At 38.2% G+C, this 19,124-nt stretch carries 17 protein-coding genes and 1 pseudogene; 11 read left to right on the top strand and 7 right to left on the bottom strand.

Annotated elements, in window-relative coordinates:
• Together EYS08_RS26040 and pdxA are read right to left on the bottom strand one after the other, a co-directional pair.
• A pseudogene (locus EYS08_RS26040) lies at positions 1-206 on the bottom strand (IS110 family transposase); the annotation flags it as partial.
• Between the two features lie 323 nt (positions 207-529).
• On the bottom strand, positions 530-1,609 hold the full coding sequence (gene pdxA / locus EYS08_RS12780) for a 4-hydroxythreonine-4-phosphate dehydrogenase PdxA (protein WP_131030403.1): 1,080 nt from the start codon (positions 1,607-1,609) through the stop codon (positions 530-532).
• Between the two features lie 156 nt (positions 1,610-1,765).
• Here pdxA and rsmA point away from each other — a divergent pair, with 156 nt between their 5' ends.
• The gene (gene rsmA, locus EYS08_RS12775; RefSeq protein ID WP_131030402.1) at positions 1,766-2,551 is read left to right on the top strand and encodes a 16S rRNA (adenine(1518)-N(6)/adenine(1519)-N(6))-dimethyltransferase RsmA; all 786 of its coding nucleotides are present in this window, start codon (positions 1,766-1,768) and stop codon (positions 2,549-2,551) included.
• Between the two features lie 402 nt (positions 2,552-2,953).
• Positions 2,954-3,553, top strand: a complete 600-nt coding sequence (locus EYS08_RS12770; protein WP_131030401.1) for a thioredoxin family protein — start codon at positions 2,954-2,956, stop codon at positions 3,551-3,553.
• Positions 3,554-3,666: 113 nt separating this feature from the next.
• Here EYS08_RS12770 and EYS08_RS12765 read toward each other — a convergent pair whose 3' ends face one another.
• Complete coding sequence (locus EYS08_RS12765; protein WP_029274160.1) at positions 3,667-3,948, bottom strand: ATP-dependent Clp protease adaptor ClpS; 282 nt, start codon at positions 3,946-3,948, stop codon at positions 3,667-3,669.
• A 124-nt stretch (positions 3,949-4,072) separates the two neighbouring features.
• On the opposite strand from EYS08_RS12765, the gene EYS08_RS12760 reads away from it, so the two are divergent.
• Entirely contained in the window at positions 4,073-5,119 is a 1,047-nt protein-coding gene (locus tag EYS08_RS12760) for a 3-oxoacyl-ACP synthase III family protein (RefSeq protein WP_131030400.1), read from the top strand.
• A gap of 260 nt (positions 5,120-5,379) precedes the next feature.
• On the opposite strand, the gene EYS08_RS12755 is transcribed toward EYS08_RS12760, so the two are convergent.
• Entirely contained in the window at positions 5,380-7,833 is a 2,454-nt protein-coding gene (locus tag EYS08_RS12755; protein ID WP_131030399.1) for a hypothetical protein, read from the bottom strand.
• Complete coding sequence (locus EYS08_RS12750) at positions 7,799-8,824, bottom strand: hypothetical protein (RefSeq protein ID WP_244215945.1); 1,026 nt, start codon at positions 8,822-8,824, stop codon at positions 7,799-7,801. The genes EYS08_RS12755 and EYS08_RS12750 overlap by 35 nt, the downstream gene beginning before the upstream one ends.
• Positions 8,825-8,854: 30 nt before the next feature.
• Here EYS08_RS12750 and dtd point away from each other — a divergent pair, with 30 nt between their 5' ends.
• The 3 genes from dtd (at position 8,855) to EYS08_RS12735 (ending at position 11,256) form a co-directional block, all read left to right on the top strand.
• Positions 8,855-9,307: a D-aminoacyl-tRNA deacylase gene (dtd, locus tag EYS08_RS12745; protein WP_029274163.1), complete on the top strand. Its 453-nt coding sequence runs from the start codon at positions 8,855-8,857 to the stop codon at positions 9,305-9,307.
• Between the two features lie 91 nt (positions 9,308-9,398).
• On the top strand, positions 9,399-10,940 hold the full coding sequence (locus EYS08_RS12740) for a glycosyltransferase family 39 protein (RefSeq protein ID WP_131030397.1): 1,542 nt from the start codon (positions 9,399-9,401) through the stop codon (positions 10,938-10,940).
• Positions 10,930-11,256 (top strand): nucleotide pyrophosphohydrolase, encoded by a 327-nt coding sequence (locus EYS08_RS12735; RefSeq protein ID WP_131030396.1) that lies wholly within the window; start codon positions 10,930-10,932, stop codon positions 11,254-11,256. The genes EYS08_RS12740 and EYS08_RS12735 overlap by 11 nt, the downstream gene beginning before the upstream one ends.
• A 23-nt stretch (positions 11,257-11,279) precedes the next feature.
• Here EYS08_RS12735 and EYS08_RS12730 read toward each other — a convergent pair whose 3' ends face one another.
• Positions 11,280-11,582 (bottom strand): DUF4286 family protein, encoded by a 303-nt coding sequence (locus tag EYS08_RS12730; RefSeq protein ID WP_131030395.1) that lies wholly within the window; start codon positions 11,580-11,582, stop codon positions 11,280-11,282.
• A 108-nt stretch (positions 11,583-11,690) separates the two neighbouring features.
• Between EYS08_RS12730 and EYS08_RS12725 the strand changes: the two genes are divergently transcribed.
• Together EYS08_RS12725 and EYS08_RS12720 are read left to right on the top strand one after the other, a co-directional pair.
• Positions 11,691-11,954 carry a hypothetical protein gene (locus tag EYS08_RS12725; RefSeq protein ID WP_131030394.1) on the top strand — a complete coding sequence of 88 codons (264 nt, stop codon included), beginning with the start codon at positions 11,691-11,693 and terminating at the stop codon, positions 11,952-11,954.
• Between the two features lie 18 nt (positions 11,955-11,972).
• Entirely contained in the window at positions 11,973-12,545 is a 573-nt protein-coding gene (locus EYS08_RS12720; protein ID WP_131030393.1) for a GNAT family N-acetyltransferase, read from the top strand.
• 83 nt (positions 12,546-12,628) lie between these two features.
• On the opposite strand, the gene EYS08_RS12715 is transcribed toward EYS08_RS12720, so the two are convergent.
• The gene (locus tag EYS08_RS12715; RefSeq protein WP_131030392.1) at positions 12,629-14,452 is read right to left on the bottom strand and encodes a tetratricopeptide repeat protein; all 1,824 of its coding nucleotides are present in this window, start codon (positions 14,450-14,452) and stop codon (positions 12,629-12,631) included.
• Between the two features lie 228 nt (positions 14,453-14,680).
• Between EYS08_RS12715 and EYS08_RS12710 the strand changes: the two genes are divergently transcribed.
• The 3 genes from EYS08_RS12710 to EYS08_RS12700 all read left to right on the top strand — a co-directional run bounded on the left by EYS08_RS12710 (position 14,681) and on the right by EYS08_RS12700 (position 19,038).
• Entirely contained in the window at positions 14,681-16,564 is a 1,884-nt protein-coding gene (locus tag EYS08_RS12710; protein WP_131030391.1) for a S9 family peptidase, read from the top strand.
• 3 nt (positions 16,565-16,567) lie between these two features.
• The gene (locus EYS08_RS12705; RefSeq protein ID WP_131030390.1) at positions 16,568-18,241 is read left to right on the top strand and encodes a sensor histidine kinase; all 1,674 of its coding nucleotides are present in this window, start codon (positions 16,568-16,570) and stop codon (positions 18,239-18,241) included.
• Positions 18,242-18,348: 107 nt separating this feature from the next.
• Positions 18,349-19,038, top strand: coding sequence for a response regulator transcription factor (locus EYS08_RS12700; protein WP_029274172.1), 690 nt, complete (start codon positions 18,349-18,351; stop codon positions 19,036-19,038).
• Positions 19,039-19,124: the final 86 nt, after the last annotated feature.

The following is a 19,124-nucleotide window of genomic DNA, read 5'->3' as shown; positions in this document are numbered from 1 at the left end:
CTTTCATAAGCACATTCATAACGGGCTTCTGGATAATTGGTTGAAAGAAAATTCCAAAGTCCATCCACTGACGGGGGAGACTGGACGAAGCTTTTGAGATACTGTTTCCCTAGATAGAGTGAAACAGTCCAGCTTTTAAGGTGAACATCGATGCCACAGCTTATCGTATGACCGCTAAAATCTAATTTTTCTGCTAAATTTGTCATGATCTTAGTTCTATTGTTTATTTAAATTTAACAATTGTGGCTTGCTAAAGACCACTTGAACTAAGATCACTTTTATTACATAGATACTGATTGGACGAAAAGCCCTAATTCTTCATTGGTCTTGTAGGGAAAGCAGGACTTCCACAACCGATGAAACACAGCAATTGCTTTACAAATAAACAATCTACCACCTAAGTCATCTTAATCTTTTAGTAAGTCAGAGATCGGGTGGCCGAAGTCAGAGGCAAGAGTGCTTTGGTTTTTCAGCTTTAGTGTTTTCGCTTTTTACAGACCTTCAACCTTAATACCCTCAGCCTTCTACCTTATGAAGCATCGTCTTTAATGTCAAACTGTGTTTCAACCACTTTTCCACCTGTACGCAGCTGATTGCCCAACATTTCTTCTTGCTCCCTACGGTTTTTTACAATATGGATGGCCGAAAACAATGCTTCGGTGAAAGAAGTAGAATCAGCTAAATCTTTACCCGCAATATCGTAGCCCGTTCCATGATCGGGAGAGGTACGCACGAAGTTTAAACCAGCGGTATAGTTTACGCCATTATCGAAAGCCAATGTTTTGAAAGGAATTAAACCCTGATCATGGTACATGGCCAAAACTGCATCGAACTGTTTGTAGCTACCATTGCCGAAAAAGCCATCGGCAGGGTATGGGCCAAAACAAACAATACCTTTATCGTAAGCCTCCTGAATGGCCGGTGTAATAATTTCAGCCTCTTCGGTGCCCAATAAACCATTATCGCTCGCATGTGGGTTTAAACCTAAAACGGCAATTTTTGGTTTTTCGATCCAGAAGTCTTTTTTCAGACTTTCGTTGATCAGCTTTAATTTACTGATAATTTTCTCTTTTGTAATCGAGGTTGGAACATCTTTCACCGGAATGTGGCCAGTAACCACACCCACGCGTAAATTTTCGCTGATCAAAAACATCAGCACATCTTTACTCCCACTTTTTTTCTGCAGGTATTCGGTGTGGCCCGGAAAAGCAAAAGTTTCTGATTGAATGTTATGCTTGTTGATCGGAGCAGTAACCAGTGCATCGATATCACCGTTTACCAGATCGGCTGTGGCACGCTCTAGTGATAAAAGGGCATATTTCCCGCCCGTTGCAGTAACCTGGCCCAATTCGATTTTTACATCTTCTTCCCAGCAGTTAATCATGTTTGCCTTTTTTGGCTGTGCCTGGTTGGCGTGGCTAACTACGTTAAAACTGAAATCGCCCAGGTTATTTGCTTTTCTATGAAAAGATGAAACCTTGGTATGGCCATAAACAATCGGTGTGCAATAATTTAAAATGGCAGGATTGGATAATGTTTTAATGATTACCTCTAAACCTATGCCGTTTACGTCGCCTATACTGATGCCAATTTTAAGTTTATCGCTCATAATTACTGGAAAATTTTAGCGCAAATTACTGATTTTCGTTTAAAGACTTTAAAAAAAATGAAACCTCAAAGAACAGAGATTGATTCGCAAAGAAATAATAAGCCTATCTTTGTTAATCAATTTTAATTTTTAAAAGCCCTTTTTTGGGTTTGGGGTATGAGTTTAGTAAAAGCGAAAAAACATTTAGGCCAACATTTTTTAACCGATAAAGGCATTGCCAACCGCATTGTAGAGGCTTTGGTGAATACCGATAAATACGATCAGGTTTTAGAGGTCGGGCCAGGGATGGGAATTCTATCTGATTTTTTGCTGCAGCGCAAAGACTTAGAAACCTATCTTATCGATATCGATACCGAATCTTTCCACTTTTTAAATGAAAAATACCCTCAGCTTGGCGATCGGTTGATTAACGGTGATTTTTTGAAACTCGATTTTGACGCCATTTTTTCAGGTCCGTTTGCCATTATTGGTAATTTTCCATACAATATCTCATCACAGATTTTATTTAAGATTTTAGATAACCGCAACAAGGTTGTAGAAATGGTTGGGATGTTTCAGAAGGAAGTTGCCCAGCGTTGCGCTGCACCTGCAGGTAACAAAGAGTACGGGATTTTAAGTGTGTTTCTTCAGGCCTATTATAAAATCGAATATCTGTTCACGGTTAAGCCGGGTACATTTAATCCACCTCCAAAAGTACACTCTGCAGTGATCCGTTTAACCAGAAACGAAGTGGAGACTTTAGACTGTGATGAAAAATTATTCTGGCGGGTGGTTAAGGCAGGTTTTAACCAGCGGAGAAAAACTTTGCGTAACGCTGTTTCTGCGGTGATGCCTAAAGATAAAATGGACGATCATATTTACTTCGAGAAACGTGCCGAGCAGTTAACCGTAGCAGATTTTGTGGCTTTAACGCAGCATGTGAGTAAGTTGATGGAGGTTTAGTGATGAAATCGTCATCCTGACCTGTAGCGCAGCGAAAAGCTACGAAGTAAACCGAGCCTTAAGCGAGCTCACCGAAGGTAATTTATTTCAGGATCTTTTTTGAAGTGTAATTTTATAGACATGGAAAGCAAGTTTCTGTTGGCTTGGGTTGCAGCAGTCCTGCTTTTCATTCCAAGTCCGCACTCGTACCTCGCTTACGGGCTTTCCATTTCAATCAGGTTTACTTAACTCAAAATATTGCAAGTACTGAGATAGCTAATTGTAAAAAAAACACAAGTCTGTTGTTGTTGTGGAATCACTGTAATCCTAAAATCTGTGTAATCATTCGCGAAGCGATTCTTGCAAATCCGTGATTATTTTCATTAAATTTCTCCTTTCCTTTGCGGCATAATTTTAAACATCATGGTTAATTACAGCGAAATTTTCAGCGAACAAGGAATGGATTATCAAACCTATCGTGCATTGATTGATCAACTTCTGTTAGAGGGAAAGGCTACTGGTGATGTAACTTACGATTTGCATTATACTAAAATGAATGTGCAAAGGATGAGTCGCGTGGATAAAACAGTTAGCTTAATCGATGAGTTGACTTCAACTATTGATCATCTTAAAGAAAATTATAAATTTTTAGTGATTACTGAAGGCTGGTGTGGTGATGCTGCCCAGATTGTTCCGGTGTTCAATAAAATCGCGACTGCATCATTAGGTAAAATTGATCTGAAATTTGTTCTTCGCGATAAAAATCTCCCGTTAATTGATGCACACTTAACCAATGGTGGAAGAGCTATTCCGGTTTTAATTGTGTTAAATGAATCAGCTGACCAAGTTTTAGGTACATGGGGTCCAAGACCACAAATTTTGCAGGAGCTTTTAAAAGAGTGGAGAAAAGAAAGCACTGAAATGCCGATTTTGGCAGAAAAACTTCACGGCTGGTACGCCAAAGATAAAACGCAGACGACACAAGCCGGATTAAATGAACTTTTGAAGGGGCTAAAGTTATAATCTTATAGTTTCATTTTAGGCGGTCGTCACCCTGAACTTGTTTCAGGGTCTATCTAAAGATGCTGAAACAAGTTCAGCATGACGATTCGTAGAAAAAATCTTACTTCGTAAATTTAATCAACAGAAACAGTTAATCCCTCTTGCTGTAAAATTTTGCGGTAAACTTCCATCTCGGTAAATGATCCTTCCAAAACAGGGCATTTTCCATCGTTATGCACTTTCCAGGCAATTTTTTCAGCCTGCGATTCGTTATAATCGAGATATTTCATCATGCAGTAAATCACATGATCGAAAGTATTGATATCATCATTCCACAAAATAAGGCGATGTACGGTTTTTAGGGAAGTTAAAATTTCTTCGAGCGTAAAGGTCTCTTCTTTGGTTTCTGTAGACATGGCGCAAAAATAAACAATAGTATCAAGTATTTAGTATCGAGTAACAAGATTTTGTTCCTTTGTTAATAATAATAGCTTAGGCAATAAATGATTAACTTTGTTTAACCAAAATATAAATAATAGCATGCACCAGTCTAAAATTGCGGGAATAGGTTACTACGTTCCGAAAAATGTATATACCAACGATGATTTAAGCCGTTTTATGGATACCAACGATGCGTGGATCCAGGAGCGTACCGGTATTAAAGAGCGCCGTTTTGCCGATCGTAACGAGGAGACCACTACTACAATGGGTATTGAGGCGGCCAAAATTGCGATCGAAAGGGCTGGGATTACCGCTAAGGATGTCGATTTTATCGTTTTTGCGACATTAAGCCCCGATTATTATTTTCCAGGTTGTGGCGTACTATTGCAACGCGAAATGGGCATGGGTGAAATTGGTGCTTTAGATATCCGTAACCAATGTTCGGGCTTTGTTTATGCACTTTCTGTGGCCGATCAGTTTGTAAAAACAGGTATGTATAAAAATGTACTGGTAGTGGGAAGCGAGAAACATTCGTTTGCAATGGATTTTGAAACCCGCAGCCGCAATGTATCGGTGATTTTTGGCGATGGTGCCGGCGCTGTGGTGTTACAGCCAACAGATGAACCTGGAAAAGGGATTTTAAGTACACATTTGCATAGTGATGGTGCTGATGCTGAAATTTTGGCCATGTATTATCCAGGTTCTCACGCGAATAAATGGTTGAAAGATAAACCTGCCTATCCTGAACAGGAGCTGGGCGGATTATTTATGACACAGGAAATTTTGGATAGCGGTGCCGCTTTGCCTTACATGGATGGGCCATCGGTTTTCAAAAAGGCAGTGGTAAAATTCCCAGAAGTAATTAAAGAGGCTTTGGCTGCTAATAATTTAACAGAGAAAGATATTGATATGTTGGTACCGCATCAGGCAAATTTGCGTATTAGCCAGTATGTACAGCAGTTGTTGGGTTTAAATGATGATCAGGTTTTTAATAACATCCAGAAATATGGCAATACCACAGCAGCTTCTGTTCCAATTGCCTTATGCGAAGCTTGGGAAGCAGGCAAAATTAGAGATGGCGATCTGGTTTGCCTTGCTGCATTCGGATCGGGCTTTACCTGGGCCAGTGCGTTGATTAGGTGGTAGTTTAGGGTTTAGGGTTTAGGGTTTAGGGTTTAGGGTTTAGGGTTTAGTCAAAATGCCAGGCAAGTTAATATAAAATAAGACTGTTTTCTCATTCATATAGATTCGTCATTTCGAGCGAAGTGCAACGAAGTCGAGAAATCTGTTAAAATAGATAAGTGTTGTACTGCAAAGTTTCACTGTTTTATGTTTTATACCATTAAGGAGTTAAGGACATTAAGGTTTTATCGCATGGTTCTTAACTTCTCAATGGTAAAACGTGCTTATTGCGTTTTCGGTTTAATAAAATCACCTAAGTAACTACACTCGCCTGCCGCAACGGCATAAAAAGGCGTTTTGGCATAATTAAATCTTAATTCTTTAAGATAAGGGTTGTTGTAATTTGCCTTGATAAAGTTTTTCCATTTCACATCTGTTTTATCATAGTATGAAAATGAAAGTGGGTTAGCATTCATGATAATCTGTTTCTGTAAACATTTAGCCAACATAAAGGTGCATTTTGCCTTAAAATCGGCATTGGTGCTTAATGCTCTGGCTTTTAAATACCAGGCTTTTGCCGTTTGCGCTTTTTTATAATCGCCATCGAATACATATTTTGCCGGGTTACTATTGTCGTATGATGACCAATCATAACTGATCAGGAACCAACTGTTACCAAAATAACCTGTCTGATAAACCGCATTGGCCATTTTATAATAGTAAAGCGCTGCGTTCTTTTTATCACTGATGGTTAATTTCTGCAAGCGGAGCATTTCAGCTGCAAAAGCTTTTTTAGTAATTGATGTTTTCGCTGTTACATATTTTTTTGGATAATCGTTTATCGTTTCGATGAAAGGATTAGCATAAAGTTTTGCGTTAGATTCATCGCCATACCAGTTCTCTGGATTAAAATATTTGTAGTTGGGCGATACTTTGGCAAACATCTGTACAGCCTTATCATACTGATGCGTTCGCAAGTAAGTTGTGCCAAAGAGTTCGTAAAAATCATCGTTTTTGAGCTGGTTTAAGGCTGAAGCCAATAAAGCGGTGACATCATTGCCTGCTGCCTTGGTTTTATAAACCGCTAATCCCTGCATGCTTTTCGGACTTAAGTTTTTCTGCCAAAAAGCAATACTTTGGTAACTCATATTCTGGAAAAGTGAATTCTCTTTTAACGTTTTGTATTCCAGGTCGCCTTTAACCATTGCTAATGCGGCTTTTGCAGTATCGCCCATACTCAAATAAGCTGGAGCCAATATCTGCTGATAAAAATTCCTGGTGGTTCTGCTAAAGCGTTTGCTGGCACGGTCTGTATCATAATAATATGGCCCTTTTGGTTGCTCGCTGTTTTCTGCAAAACGTTTTTCGTCAAGCCATTTTAAGGTCGGCAATAAATCGTTCTCATTAAAAGGATTTCCTTTTTTGATGTTTTTCGCCTTGATCAATAAATCGGTAATGCGGTATTGGTCGCGTAATCTTTCTGGTAGTTTATCAGGCTTTAAGATGGCAAGGTAATTCGAGGCCAGAAAATCTTTGTTCTCCATCCATGATAAATAAGCTGCTGTTAAAGTGCCTAGCTCAGGCTGTGGGTATTTCTTCTCTGTGGCCAGTTTTACCGCAAAATTCCTGATTTCATTCAGTTGTTTAAGGTTGACGGCTTTTAGACTGTCTTTATATTTGGAATTGCCGTTATCCGAAAAATAATAGTTATAGCCAATTTTGGCAATATCGTTCGCCTCGATAAGATCTTGCTCTAATTTATTTACTTCGCGTACCAAGAGCGTGCCGTTAAGCTGGCTTTTTGGTTCGTACTGATAAACTTTATTCAGGCTTTCTATGCCCGAATCAGCATCTCCAAATCCGTTTATCGCCCAGATATTAGCTTTCTCGTTATTGGTTTTGGCGTATTTTAGCGCCCCATTAACAGGCGAACTAGTATAATAATAATTTTTATAGGCCTGTACTCTTCGTTCAGGATTACTTGCAAAAACTTTCGAGAATAGGAAGGCAGATTCTTCAGGATTCCCCAATCTACGGGTAGACCCTGCGTACAATGCCAATGCCCAGCCCTTAACCGCACTGTTTACCTTACTGGTTTTGATATATTTCTCATAAGTTGATTTACTCTCAGCATGAGAACCTGCAAAGTGAAACATCCGCTCAGCTTGGTAAGCGTAACGCAGCTTAAGAAAATCGTCTTTTTCTGCTCCGGTTAGTTTTAGGCCTTCTTGGGCTTTTGAACCCATGGCGGTCGTATCGCGAGGCTTTGGATCCCAAAGACTGAAATCCACATTGGCCAAAGGTTCACAGCTTTTGGCAAATTGATAATACTTTAGTGATTCTTTGCGTTTGCTTAATGCCTGGATAAAACTATTCTGTTGTAAGCTATCGGGTAATTGTGATAAGTTACCATCAAAATTAACGAGTTTTACGTCAGTTGCACTATCTGTTTTGTACATTACTTTTAGCACATCTTCTTTTTTAACATTGAGGTATTTCGCCCATTCACGACTATTGATATCTGGCTCGCTTTCTATATCCGTTTCGCTGTTGAGGTAAACCATCTGGTTGTAGGCGAACGGCGAATATTCATCTCCTTCTATGTTGTTGTGGAAATAAGAAATGTAATAATCGTAAGGATCTATCTCACCGCCACAGGCAAGATTTACGGCAATTTCGCCGAAAAAAGTAATTAGGAATACACTAAAAATTAGCGATAACTTTTTGAACGTCTTCATTAGTAAAATGTTTTAAAAGGTCGGTGTCTAAATGGTAAAAAACGAGGTTCCGGTCTCTAGGGCTTAAATATCGGGATAAAAATTTGGAGGTCGAAAGCAAATCTTCATTGGAAATCTGTTCCCATCTTACCACATCTCCTTTTTTTAACCCTGCTGCAGGATAATCAACCAAAAGATCGTAGAGAATGGAATTTCCCCTCTGTTTAAAAAGTTTTTTATCCCCGATCTGGATTTTGCGGATCCGTTTGGAGATACCCGCATATTGCCCGTTCCTGAATACCACTGCCCATTCGAAAATAGGTAAGGCTAGATCAAGTGGCAAGGGATATCGCTCAAGGTAATCTTTTAGGTAAAGATCCATTTCGTGCTGATCCAATATCGAATTTTGTTCGCCATATTTACGCAGGTTACCCATGTTGTAACACATTAAAATGGCTTTTTCTACAGGAGGTACGCCGCTTGATATGATGTTTTTAACCTGATGCAGCCGCAAGGTTACCGAAATGCTTTTTCCCTTTAAAAGCGGATTGGCGTTTAATTGTTCGAGGAATTTAAAATACCTGTTTCTGGTACCCTTGGTCCAATCGCAATCAATCTGTAATTCCACATAATTTTGCTTTCCGGCCTGTTTTACCTTTGCGGCTACAAATTTGACAATGCGATCCGCCATAACCGCTGTTTGCATGGTGTCAATCTTGTTAAAAACCTCGTTAACGATAAACACAACGGGGATAATGTCGATCTGTTTAGGTAAGGGATCCGAAAATTTAATCGGCGAAATGGGTACAGGTAGCTGCAGATCTGGATTGAAATCTACATCCATAATCCGCACGTACAAAGATTTTGATTTAAATTGATCAAGATAACTGGTTTCTTTCTTTTTGTTCTGATAATCCGTTTTCCAATAATAAAAAGTAGGGTGAACAATTGATTTTTGTTTGCAACCAAAGAAGAGAAATACGGAAACCACTAAAATACTTATCTTGCGCATATCAATTTTATTGAGCAAAAGTAGTATAAAATGCGAGCAGTTTTACAAAGAGTTACACAGGCCAGTTGCACAGTGGACGGCGAGGTAACGGGAGCGATTGATACCGGATTTTTAGTGTTGTTAGGTATAGAAGACGCCGATGCTTTAGAGGATTTGGATTGGTTGGCACAGAAAATTATCGGTATGCGTGTTTTTGGAGATGAAAACGGAATGATGAATAAAGCACTTGCCGATGTGGGCGGAGATATTTTATTGATCAGCCAATTTACCTTATTTGCATCTACCAAAAAAGGAAACCGTCCGGGTTTTACAAGGGCAGCACGACCAGATGTGGCGATTCCACTTTACGAGAAAATGATTGAAAAGTTATCGGCTTTATTGGGTAAAAAAGTAAAAACCGGAATTTTTGGTGCTGATATGAAAATCGCACTTTTAAACGATGGACCAGTTACAATTTTGATTGATACAAAAGATAAGGAATAATTAATATTAAATAATAGCGGCGTAACTTATTAAGTCTTGAATTGTCAAAAAAATAATATTAATTTATTCCAAACTTTTAACCTAAGCTAATATGAAGGATAAAAATCCGAACCGGCTAGCGGAATACAGTTGTCTTGCGTTTTTTCTGATTTTAAAGTTAGTGTTATCTTTTGTATTGGTTAATTCGGTTTACGAATTGCACCGTGATGAATTTCTGCATTTGGATCAGGCGAACCACCTGGCTGCAGGTTTTACCTCAGTTCCGCCTTTAACCTCGCTATTTTCATGGCTGATTAAAGCTTTTGGCAATGGATATTTCGTGGTAAAACTAGTTCCTGCATTATTAGGTGCCTTCACTATATTGTACTGCTGGAAAATTGTCGGTTTTTTAAAGGGTAACTTACTGGCCAAATGCCTGGTTGCTGTAGCTTGCCTGTGTTCTGCTATGCTCAGGCTAAATACCCTTTACCAACCCAATTCTTTCGATGTTTTGGCGTGGACAGCTATATTCTATTATCTGTTAAAATATTTCGATAAAAACGAAGCCAGATACCTGTATGCCTTTGCCATTTTTGTCGCTTTAGGTTTTTTAAATAAATACAATATCCTTTTTCTCATCATTGGTTTACTACCAGCTATACTCATTACCTCAAAACGAAAAATATTTACCGATAAACATCTTTATCTGGCCATTTTACTGGTGCTTTTAATCATTTCACCCAATATAATCTGGCAGATTAACAATCACTTTCCGGTGCTCGCCCACATGAAACTTTTACAGGCAACTCAGTTGGTTCATGTAAACCGGTTTGATTTTTTTGTCGGACAGTTCCTCTTTTTTATCAGTTCGATCTTTATTCTTTTAGCAGGCATTTGCAGCCTGATTTTTTATAAGGATTTCAGCAAATACAGATGGATTATACTCTCCTATTTATTTACACTTATTGTATTTAGCTATTTTAAAGCTAAAGATTATTATGCCTTAGGTTTATATCCGGTTTTATTGGCTTTTGGGGCTGTTTACTTAAGTCGGGTTTTAGCGAAGAAACGTATACTAACAGGTTTGTTGTTTGCTTTTAATATAGGCACATTTATTTACCTGTTACCGCTTTTGATGCCTGTTTATAGTCCCGATGAAATTGTTGCACACCATAAAAGGTTCGAGCGGGTAGGGGCATTGCGTTGGGAAGATGGGAAAAATCACGCGCTGCCACAGGACTATGCTGATATGCAGGGCTGGAAAGAATTGGCAACACTTGTTGATGTTGCCTACAGAAAGGTTAAAGATAAATCTACTGTATTGGTACGTGCTGATAATTATGGACAAGCTGGTGCGATTAACTATTATTCAAAATATAAAAATATAAACGCCGTATCATACAATGCCGATTATCTGTATTGGTTTAAAATGGATAAACCAATCAAAGATTTCATTATGATCACTGAATCGAGCGACAGAGATCCACAACGTAAGCGAGAACAACCATATTTTGCCAGGATTACCAAAATTGGAGAGATAAAAACATCTTATGCGAGAGAAAAAGGTGCAGGTGTGTTTTTGCTCGAAGGTGCCAATATTGAAGTGAGCAGCATTATAAAATCAGAAATAGAAGAAGAAAAAAATGACCATTAACGAAGCACAGGAAACCGTAGACCTTTGGATTAAAACCACAGGCATCCGTTATTTTAATGAATTAACCAACACCGCTATTTTAATGGAAGAAGTTGGGGAGGTTGCCCGTATTATGGCCCGTAAATATGGCGAGCAATCGTTTAAAAAAAGTGACGAAGAGGTAAACCTTGCCGATGAAATGGCTGATGTAATGTTTGTGCTGATCTGTCTGGCCAATCAAACCGGTATTAACCTAACCGAAGCCTTAGAAAAGAACCTGGAGAAAAAGAGTATCCGCGACGCAGATAGGCATAAGAATAATGAGAAGCTGAAATAAGTCCGGAGTCCTTAGTCGGAAGTCTAACCTACAAATTCCATTAAGGTACGATAAGCCACAAAGCGGTTTTTGTATCTTTCGTTTAGTTCAGCCTGTAAAGCAGGTGCAAATACTTCCTGGTATTTATTATAATGATCTAATGTCTCGGCAACATACTGTGCGCAATAGGTTACTCCTTCGTTCGGTGAGTCTATAACCTTTAATAAGCGGTTGGAAATAAACATACCCGTAGCCATCACTTCAGGGATATGAACATCTTGCATCCACTGTAACCACTCTTCGGCTGCTGCATCATCAATGATGAGCGTAACATTATATAAAAACATGCCACAAAGGTAGATAATATATAAATGTTAAAAAATTGCTGATAGTGGTTTTTATTCTTTAAAGTGGTGTCAATCTGCTAAATTTGACGAATCCCATTGTTTTTAAGCATGATACGAAATAACGCCTCTCAAAAAATAGACAATTCCACTCGAAATTATATTTATACTGGTTACCTAACTGCAATTTTCGGCGGCATTTTAGGATTGGTTATCGGTTGGGATATTATGAAGAAAAAGAGAACACTAAGTACAGGTGAAAAAGTGTTTTCTTATTCCTTAACCGATAGGCAGCATGGTGCCAGAATTTTAATCTTGGCAGGAATTTGCTTCATTTTGTTGCTAACCTTAACTATTATTGCACTAGATGTCTAATGCCATCTATATCCACAAATGATTATCATTACCAAATCTTCTACTACCAAAGAACTTGAAGGCATTCTTGAGCTTCAAAAACAAAACCTAAAAAAAGATTTAACCTCTGAGCAAATAAAAGAACAGGGTTTCGTCACCGTTTCGCATTCACTTGATGATCTGGAAAAAATGCATCAGCATGAACCCAACATTATTGCAAGAGATGGAGAATTGGTTGTAGCTTATGTGTTAGCAATGACCGAGCAGTCTAAGAATGCTATCCCGAGATTGGTTGAAATGTACGAAAGTTTCGATCACATCCAATATCACGGTAAATTTGTTTCTTCTTATTCGTATATTGTTGTAGGCCAGGTTTGTGTTGGTCAGAATTATCGGGGTAAGGGTTTATTCGATCAATGTTATCACGCTTATAAAGATTATTTTAAATCTAAATACGATTTCGCAATCACCGAAATTGCAAGCATCAATTTACGATCGATGAATGCACATAAACGTATTGGTTTCGAGGTTATTCATACTTATACAGATAACAGCGCGGTAGAATGGAATGTGGTGGTTTGGGATTGGAAACGTTATAGCGTTTGGCGTTGAGCGTATGGGGCAATTAACCAGTTACAACAATTAACCGATTAACCATTACGAATGAACTAATGACTAATGAACCATTGAGCTAATTAAACCCCGTCTCCGCGTAAATTCCTAAACCTTTTTCTTGCTTCGGCACTGAACATGCTCCCCGGGTAATCCGTAATCAGTTTCTGGAAATAGATTTTGGCCTGTGCAATGTCGTTCAATTTCTTTTCATAAAGATCGCCCAAGGTAAAAAGCGCATCGTCTGTCCAAATTCCATCTTTAAAATCTTCAGTTACCTTTTTCAAGATATCGGCTGCTTTTTGGAAATCGTTTACTTTGATGAAAATTCTTGCTTTACTCATCATTATCGCGTCGGCTAGGCTATTTTGTGGAAATGCTATCGCAATACTATCCATTTTTTTAACGGCACGCTCAGGGAGGTTTCTGAATAAAAGCATCTCTGCATCGGCATACATTTTTAGTGCGTTGCTATCTGCAGGGGTTTGAATATTATCGTTAATCAGTAAACTCAGGTTCAAGGCATCGTTTGCAATGAGTTGTGAAGTTGCGGCCTTTAAAACCTGACATTGGCCATTGCTGTATTCGAAATTACCCTGATAAAAGGAAAGTTTAGCGCTCCTGAAACGTGCCTCATTTCCTATGGGCTGTCCTTCAAATTGTTTGCTCACTTGCTCGTAAACTAAAAAAGCTTCCCAGGGTTGGTTGGTTAAAATATAAATATCGCCTAAATCGAGTTTTAACTGGCCTAAGTCCTGATCGTTAATGCCAGGCATTTTTATTGCTTCTTCTAGTTCTTTTTCCGCGTTACTGGGCTGGTTTAAATAATAAGCCTGCAAGTTTGCGAGTTTTTTTATCGCGAAAAGTGTGTTTCTGTTCTTACCGTTTTCGTCCAGTAAGGCCTGATAATCTTTCGCTAACAGGTCAAGGTCGGCTATCGTATATTTCCCATTAGTACGCAGGTTATACTTGGTATTCAGCATTTCTATTTTTGAAGGAAGATAATACTGGTTATCCTTTCCTTTAGTTAACAGGTAATCGTAGGCTTTAATCGCCGTTTCGTATGCGCCATTGTCAACAAATGTATAAATGGCATTAAATAAGGTGCCTCCATCAGCTTTGGTGCGTTTATCGTATGCAATTAGCTGGCGCAGGGCCATATCAAATTCCTGTTGTTGGATATAATTCCAGGTAAGTAACTGAATATAAATTTCGGCATCGGGCTCTTTCTGTATTTTTCTTAAAATAGCTGCCTGAAAGGTTTGGTAATCGTTTTTGTCCTCAAAAATAGAGGCCAGTACGGCTTCAGCCTGCGGTAAAAGCTGCGGCATGGTGCCCATGGCATCAAGGTACTCTTGCATGAGCATGGGCTTATCCTTTTTAAAACGGTAGATGTTCAATAGCTCAAAGACAAAGAGTTGATCGTTGCCCAACAGTTTTCTGCCCTGCTTAAAAGTTTGAACCGCAAATTCATAATTTTCAAAACGATAAAAACTATTGGCTAAATTCCTGATCTTAAATTCATCTTTCGGAAGTTTATTAATTACATCTGTAAAAATCTTGTTTGCCGCTAATACATCACCCTTCTCCTGATAAAGTTTGCCCAGTGCTATTGGATAGAGATCACTCTGTGGACTTTTCCTGATTTCCTTTTTAACTAATTTTTCGGCAACATCATAACGTTTCAATTTTACCAGTGTATTGAAATAAATATCGAAATAAGCCTCGTTATTCGGTATGGCATAGAGTTTCTCAAGCAGAACAACGGCTTTTTCATAATCGCCGTCCTGGTAATATTGAATGGCTAAAGTACTTTCATCGGGTGCAACCTGTTGGTTCGGGCGGAAAATCTGTGCATTGGCCCCAAGTGTTAGCGATAAGAATATGATGAAAAGCAAGCGGTTCATAAACCCTAAATTATAAGTTTTAAATGTAACATTTTAATACATCTTTAGCTAAAGTGCCAATTGATATTAAACGTATTTTAAATGTTACCTGTATTTTATTTTGTAGGTATTTTATAAATACTAAATTGAACCACGACTTATTATTGATTGCATAAGTAACATTGTTGGTGTAAATCGCGGTTAAGTTGTTATGATACTTATTTTTGTCATCCCGTAAAGGATTTATTTATGCTAAAAAAGATTTTTCTATTGTTAATGGTTGCATTGATCTGGGCCTGTAAAGGCACTAACGATGATACTATTCCTGTGGACGATTTTTTTAAAACGCAGGATAAAGCCTATTATCGCATTTCTCCGGATGGGAAAAGTCTTTCTTACTTAAAGCTTCATGATAAAAAACTTGATCTTTTTGTTGAAGATCTTGCTACCGGAAATAGTCTTCAGTTAACCCATTTGAATGGGAAGAATATCAGTTTTCATTTCTGGACCAGCAATAACGAGTTGATTTATTATACTGAAGACGAATCTAAAGAGCGTAAATCGGATATTTTCGTCATCAATAAAGATGGAAGCAAGCAGGTTCAACTGAGTGCAAACGAGAAAAACAGGTTAAGGGTAATAGAAGATCAGTTGATTGATGATAAATACATTATTGTTGCATCCAATAAACGCGATTCGACAGTTTTCGATGTTTACCGTTTAAATGTTCGGAATGGTAAAATGGATATTGCAGCTAAAAATCCTGGCAATATTACCGAATGGATGACAGATAACAGAGGGGTGCTGAAAATTGCTGTAGCGAGTGATGGAGTGAACGAAACTTTAATGTACCGGCAAAACGAAAACCAGGCCTTTGCTCCGGTAATTACCAATAATTTCGAAACCACTTTACAGCCAGTTGCCTTCTCCGAAAGCCAACCCAATGTACTTTATGTCATTTCAAATGTAGATAGGGATAAGAATGCGCTAGTGGCGCTCGATTTAAAAACAGGTAAAGAAAAACAGGTTCTTTTTGCAAACGATACCTTAAACGTGGTAGATGTAAAATATTCGAGGGCACAAAAGAAAATGCTTTTTGTAACCTGCGAAACCTGGAAAAAAGAAAAATATTATCTTGATGAAAGTACTAAGGTTACCTATTCGAAAATAGATAGGCTTTTGCCAGGTACTGAATGGAAGATTATGGATAAAGATAAAATGGACAAGGTTTTTGTGGTAAGAACATTTACCGATAAAAATCCAGGTTCTTATTATCTCTATACCGTTAGCGAGAATAAACTTAAAAAACTAACTGATATTAGCCCATCTATTAAACAGGGCGATATGAGTGCCATGAAACCAATCTGTTTTAAAAGCTCGGATAATTTAACCATTAACGGTTATTTAACCTTGCCCAAAAATAAAAAGGCTGTTAATTTACCTGTAGTGGTGCTGCCGCATAATGGCCCTGCAGGGCGAAATAGCTGGGGTTATAATGCAGAGGTTCAATTCTTGGCTAACCGTGGTTATGCTGTTTTGCAGGTAAACTATCGTGGGTCTACCGGTTATGGTAAATCTTTTTATGCCGCTGGTTTTAAGCAGTGGGGCGATAAAATCCAGGAAGACGTTAATGATGGGATAAGGTGGTTAATTGCGCAAAACATTGCTAATCCTAAAAAAATCGCTATTTATGGCAATGGTTTTGGTGGTTATATTGCATTAAATTGTTTGTATAAAAATCCCGATCTTTATAAATGTGGTGGATCAAATTCAGGAGTAATCAATTTGTTTAGTTACCTGAAAACCATCCCGCCGTTTTTAAAAGCGAATTTGCAGATGTATTATGAAATTGTTGGCAATCCGGTAACTGATACCGATTATATGCGGTTTGCATCGCCTGTTTTCCATGCCGATCGGTTTAAATCGCCTGTTTTTATCGCACAGAATCCTAAAGATCCACGTGTTAATGTAGCAGAAGGTGTTCAGTTTATCAAAGAGCTGAAAAAACGGAATATTCGGGTTACCTATATCGAAAAGGAAGAAGGCCCAAACCCAATAGTACGTCAACAAAGCAGAACGGCTTTGTACAAAGCATTAGAAGAATTTTTACAGGAAAATCTAGGTAAGAAATAGGGTATGGCCTTAGATAAAAAAAGTGGATATCGTAAAAATTTCTCTCTCGGTATAACCTTCATTATACTCATTTCCATTCTTTTTATCCTATCGCTTTTTTTAGCGTTTAACTACAGCAAGAAATCGATCGAGAACGATTTTGTATCTGAGAAGGTAAACGTGCTAGAGCAAAGTATTAAGCCTTATAACGATTTCTTTCAGAATAAAATGCCCGAGATTTCGTATTATAGTGGCTTTTTAGATTCTTCTACGGCAGCAAAGTTTGTAGATACCGTGATGCTAAAGTATCCTTTTATCTCGAAGGTTACTTTTTACGACACAGAGGTAAAGAATGTTCCTGTTAAGGATGGGATCAATGCAAACCACTTAGGTATTGGCCCTAAATCTATTTTTCAGTTTGGTAAAGGTGTTAAGCCCGATTCGGTAAAATTATATTCAGAAGATAATACCAGATCTTTTAACGTGGGAAGCGATTTTAATGCAATAGCCATTAAACTTGCCACTTTTGTTGAGGATCTGGATACAGCATCGGTGCCTACACAAGAGGAATTGTTTACTAATTTTTCTATCGTTAACTCGAATGAAAATAAAATCACCTATTTAAATATTCCCCGCCGGGAGGATTTAAGGGCCTATAAAGATATGATCAGGCGGAAGTTAGATCCAGCACCTGTTTATCAACAGGATGTACTGGTTTTTAATCTCGATGCGCATAAAATCAAGATCATCAATACCAGACCATTATTGTACCAAACGATTAGAATTGAGCCGTTGACTTACGATCCGATTGATACTTCTGATGAAAATATTAACACCGAAATTGCCCTGCCGGGTGCATTTTCTGATTTTAAGCTGTACCTCATTTCATCAAAATCTTACATCAAGAAGGAAATTTTTATTTACTTCATGCCGATTGCCCTGGTGCTTTTATTGGTATACGGTGTGCTCTTATTGGTTGCTTTTTTAATTTACCGTAACCTGAACATCAATAGCAAAATGTTTAAGCTGCAGTACGATTTTGTGAATAACCTTACGCATGAGTTTAAAACGCCCGTCAGCGTGATTAAGATTGCAGGAAACAATATTAAGAGTGCTCCCGCATTAAGTCAAAGGGAACAGCAACTTTATGGCAAGATACTGGATGAAGAAGCCGATAAGCTGAATGGTTTAATGAATAAGTTATTGGCCTTTACGCAGATCGAAAATAAGGCGATTAAACTGAACCAGGAAGAAGTTAATATTGTAGATTTTATTGAAAGTACCATTGAATCGCATACGTTAAAACATCCCGATTTTAAGATTACCTATGAGGTGGCGGGCTTTAAAACCTTTATTACTGATCCGGTATTATTGGGGAGTTTATTCGATAATCTGGCAGAAAATGCCTACAAATATTCGAAGCCAGAACAGAAAAAATTACACGTTAGTGCAAAGTTGATTAAAGGGCTGCTGGTTTTCCGGTTTGCCGATAAGGGAATAGGTATCGCAGCATCAGAATTAAATAATATATTTAAGAAGTTTTTCAGGATTCAGAATGAGTATAACCAAATGGGCAGTGTAGGCCTGGGTTTGGCATTCTGCAAAGAACTGGTTAACTTTATGGATGGAGAAATCTCTGTAAAAAGTAAAGTAGGAAATGGTACCGAATTTAAAATAGTACTGCCTTATAATAGTTAAATTTTTAGGAGTTGAAAGGTTACAGGTTGGAAGATTTTAAGTTGAGTTTAAACCTTTAAACAGTACAGCGTTTCAATATTACAACCGCAAATAAAATACACATACAAATGTCAAAAGAAGTAAAAATATTAATTGTAGAAGATGATGAAAATCTTCGCTTTCTTGTGGCCCACCGTTTAAAGGCTGAAGGTTATACTGTGCTTGAAGCAAATGATGGCGAAGCTGGTGAAAGAATGATTGTTGCCGATCAGCCCGATATTGTTTTATTGGATTGGATGATGCCAGGTAAACAGGGCGCTGAAGTTTGCGAGAATGTGCGTAAGCAAGGATTCGAAAACCTGATCATTATGATGACTGCTAAAGCGCAGGATGTTGATAAAATTGATGCCTATAACTTTGGTGCATCTGATTATATCACCAAACCATTTAATATGGATGTTTTGGTTGCAATGTTGGAGAGCAAGGTGAAATTCATCGTGAATAAAGATACTGCCGAAATTCACCGTTTTGGCAATATGGAACACCATCCAAACATCCACACGTTGTTTAGAGATGGAAAGAAAATCGAGTTAACGATATTGGAAAACCGTATCCTCCTTTATTTCTTGCGCAACCCGGGTAAAGTAATCAACCGTGATGAATTGATGCTGGTGGTGTGGGGTTACAACTCTGATGTGAACACCAGAACGCTTGATATGCATATTGTGCGCTTACGTAAGAAGATAGAATTGAATCCTGATAATCCGCAGTTGTTACAGACAGTTAGGGGGGTAGGTTATCGCTTTAATGCGGGATAATTATTATGCCGTCAGATGTTACCATCTGACGGTTATATAACATGTCAGATGGTAACATCTGACGGCACTGGAATTTCGACTGTAGC

It is taken from the genome of Pedobacter kyonggii, from assembly GCF_004310665.1.
Taxonomy (GTDB): domain Bacteria; phylum Bacteroidota; class Bacteroidia; order Sphingobacteriales; family Sphingobacteriaceae; genus Pedobacter; species Pedobacter kyonggii.
This window is presented reverse-complemented; position numbering and strand designations above follow the sequence as displayed.

Coding starts and splice junctions, on each gene's coding strand:
- EYS08_RS12760 (WP_131030400.1), top strand. CDS start 4,073: ATGCACCAGTCTAAAATTGCGGGAATAGGTTACTACGTTCCGAAAAAT.
- EYS08_RS12755 (WP_131030399.1), bottom strand. CDS start 7,833: ATGAAGACGTTCAAAAAGTTATCGCTAATTTTTAGTGTATTCCTAATT.
- EYS08_RS12720 (WP_131030393.1), top strand. CDS start 11,973: ATGATTATCATTACCAAATCTTCTACTACCAAAGAACTTGAAGGCATT.
- EYS08_RS12770 (WP_131030401.1), top strand. CDS start 2,954: ATGGTTAATTACAGCGAAATTTTCAGCGAACAAGGAATGGATTATCAA.
- dtd (WP_029274163.1), top strand. CDS start 8,855: ATGCGAGCAGTTTTACAAAGAGTTACACAGGCCAGTTGCACAGTGGAC.
- EYS08_RS12705 (WP_131030390.1), top strand. CDS start 16,568: ATGGCCTTAGATAAAAAAAGTGGATATCGTAAAAATTTCTCTCTCGGT.
- rsmA (WP_131030402.1), top strand. CDS start 1,766: ATGAGTTTAGTAAAAGCGAAAAAACATTTAGGCCAACATTTTTTAACC.
- EYS08_RS12715 (WP_131030392.1), bottom strand. CDS start 14,452: ATGAACCGCTTGCTTTTCATCATATTCTTATCGCTAACACTTGGGGCC.
- EYS08_RS12730 (WP_131030395.1), bottom strand. CDS start 11,582: ATGTTTTTATATAATGTTACGCTCATCATTGATGATGCAGCAGCCGAA.
- EYS08_RS12725 (WP_131030394.1), top strand. CDS start 11,691: ATGATACGAAATAACGCCTCTCAAAAAATAGACAATTCCACTCGAAAT.
- EYS08_RS12710 (WP_131030391.1), top strand. CDS start 14,681: ATGCTAAAAAAGATTTTTCTATTGTTAATGGTTGCATTGATCTGGGCC.
- EYS08_RS12735 (WP_131030396.1), top strand. CDS start 10,930: ATGACCATTAACGAAGCACAGGAAACCGTAGACCTTTGGATTAAAACC.
- pdxA (WP_131030403.1), bottom strand. CDS start 1,609: ATGAGCGATAAACTTAAAATTGGCATCAGTATAGGCGACGTAAACGGC.
- EYS08_RS12750 (WP_244215945.1), bottom strand. CDS start 8,824: ATGCGCAAGATAAGTATTTTAGTGGTTTCCGTATTTCTCTTCTTTGGT.
- EYS08_RS12740 (WP_131030397.1), top strand. CDS start 9,399: ATGAAGGATAAAAATCCGAACCGGCTAGCGGAATACAGTTGTCTTGCG.
- EYS08_RS12700 (WP_029274172.1), top strand. CDS start 18,349: ATGTCAAAAGAAGTAAAAATATTAATTGTAGAAGATGATGAAAATCTT.
- EYS08_RS12765 (WP_029274160.1), bottom strand. CDS start 3,948: ATGTCTACAGAAACCAAAGAAGAGACCTTTACGCTCGAAGAAATTTTA.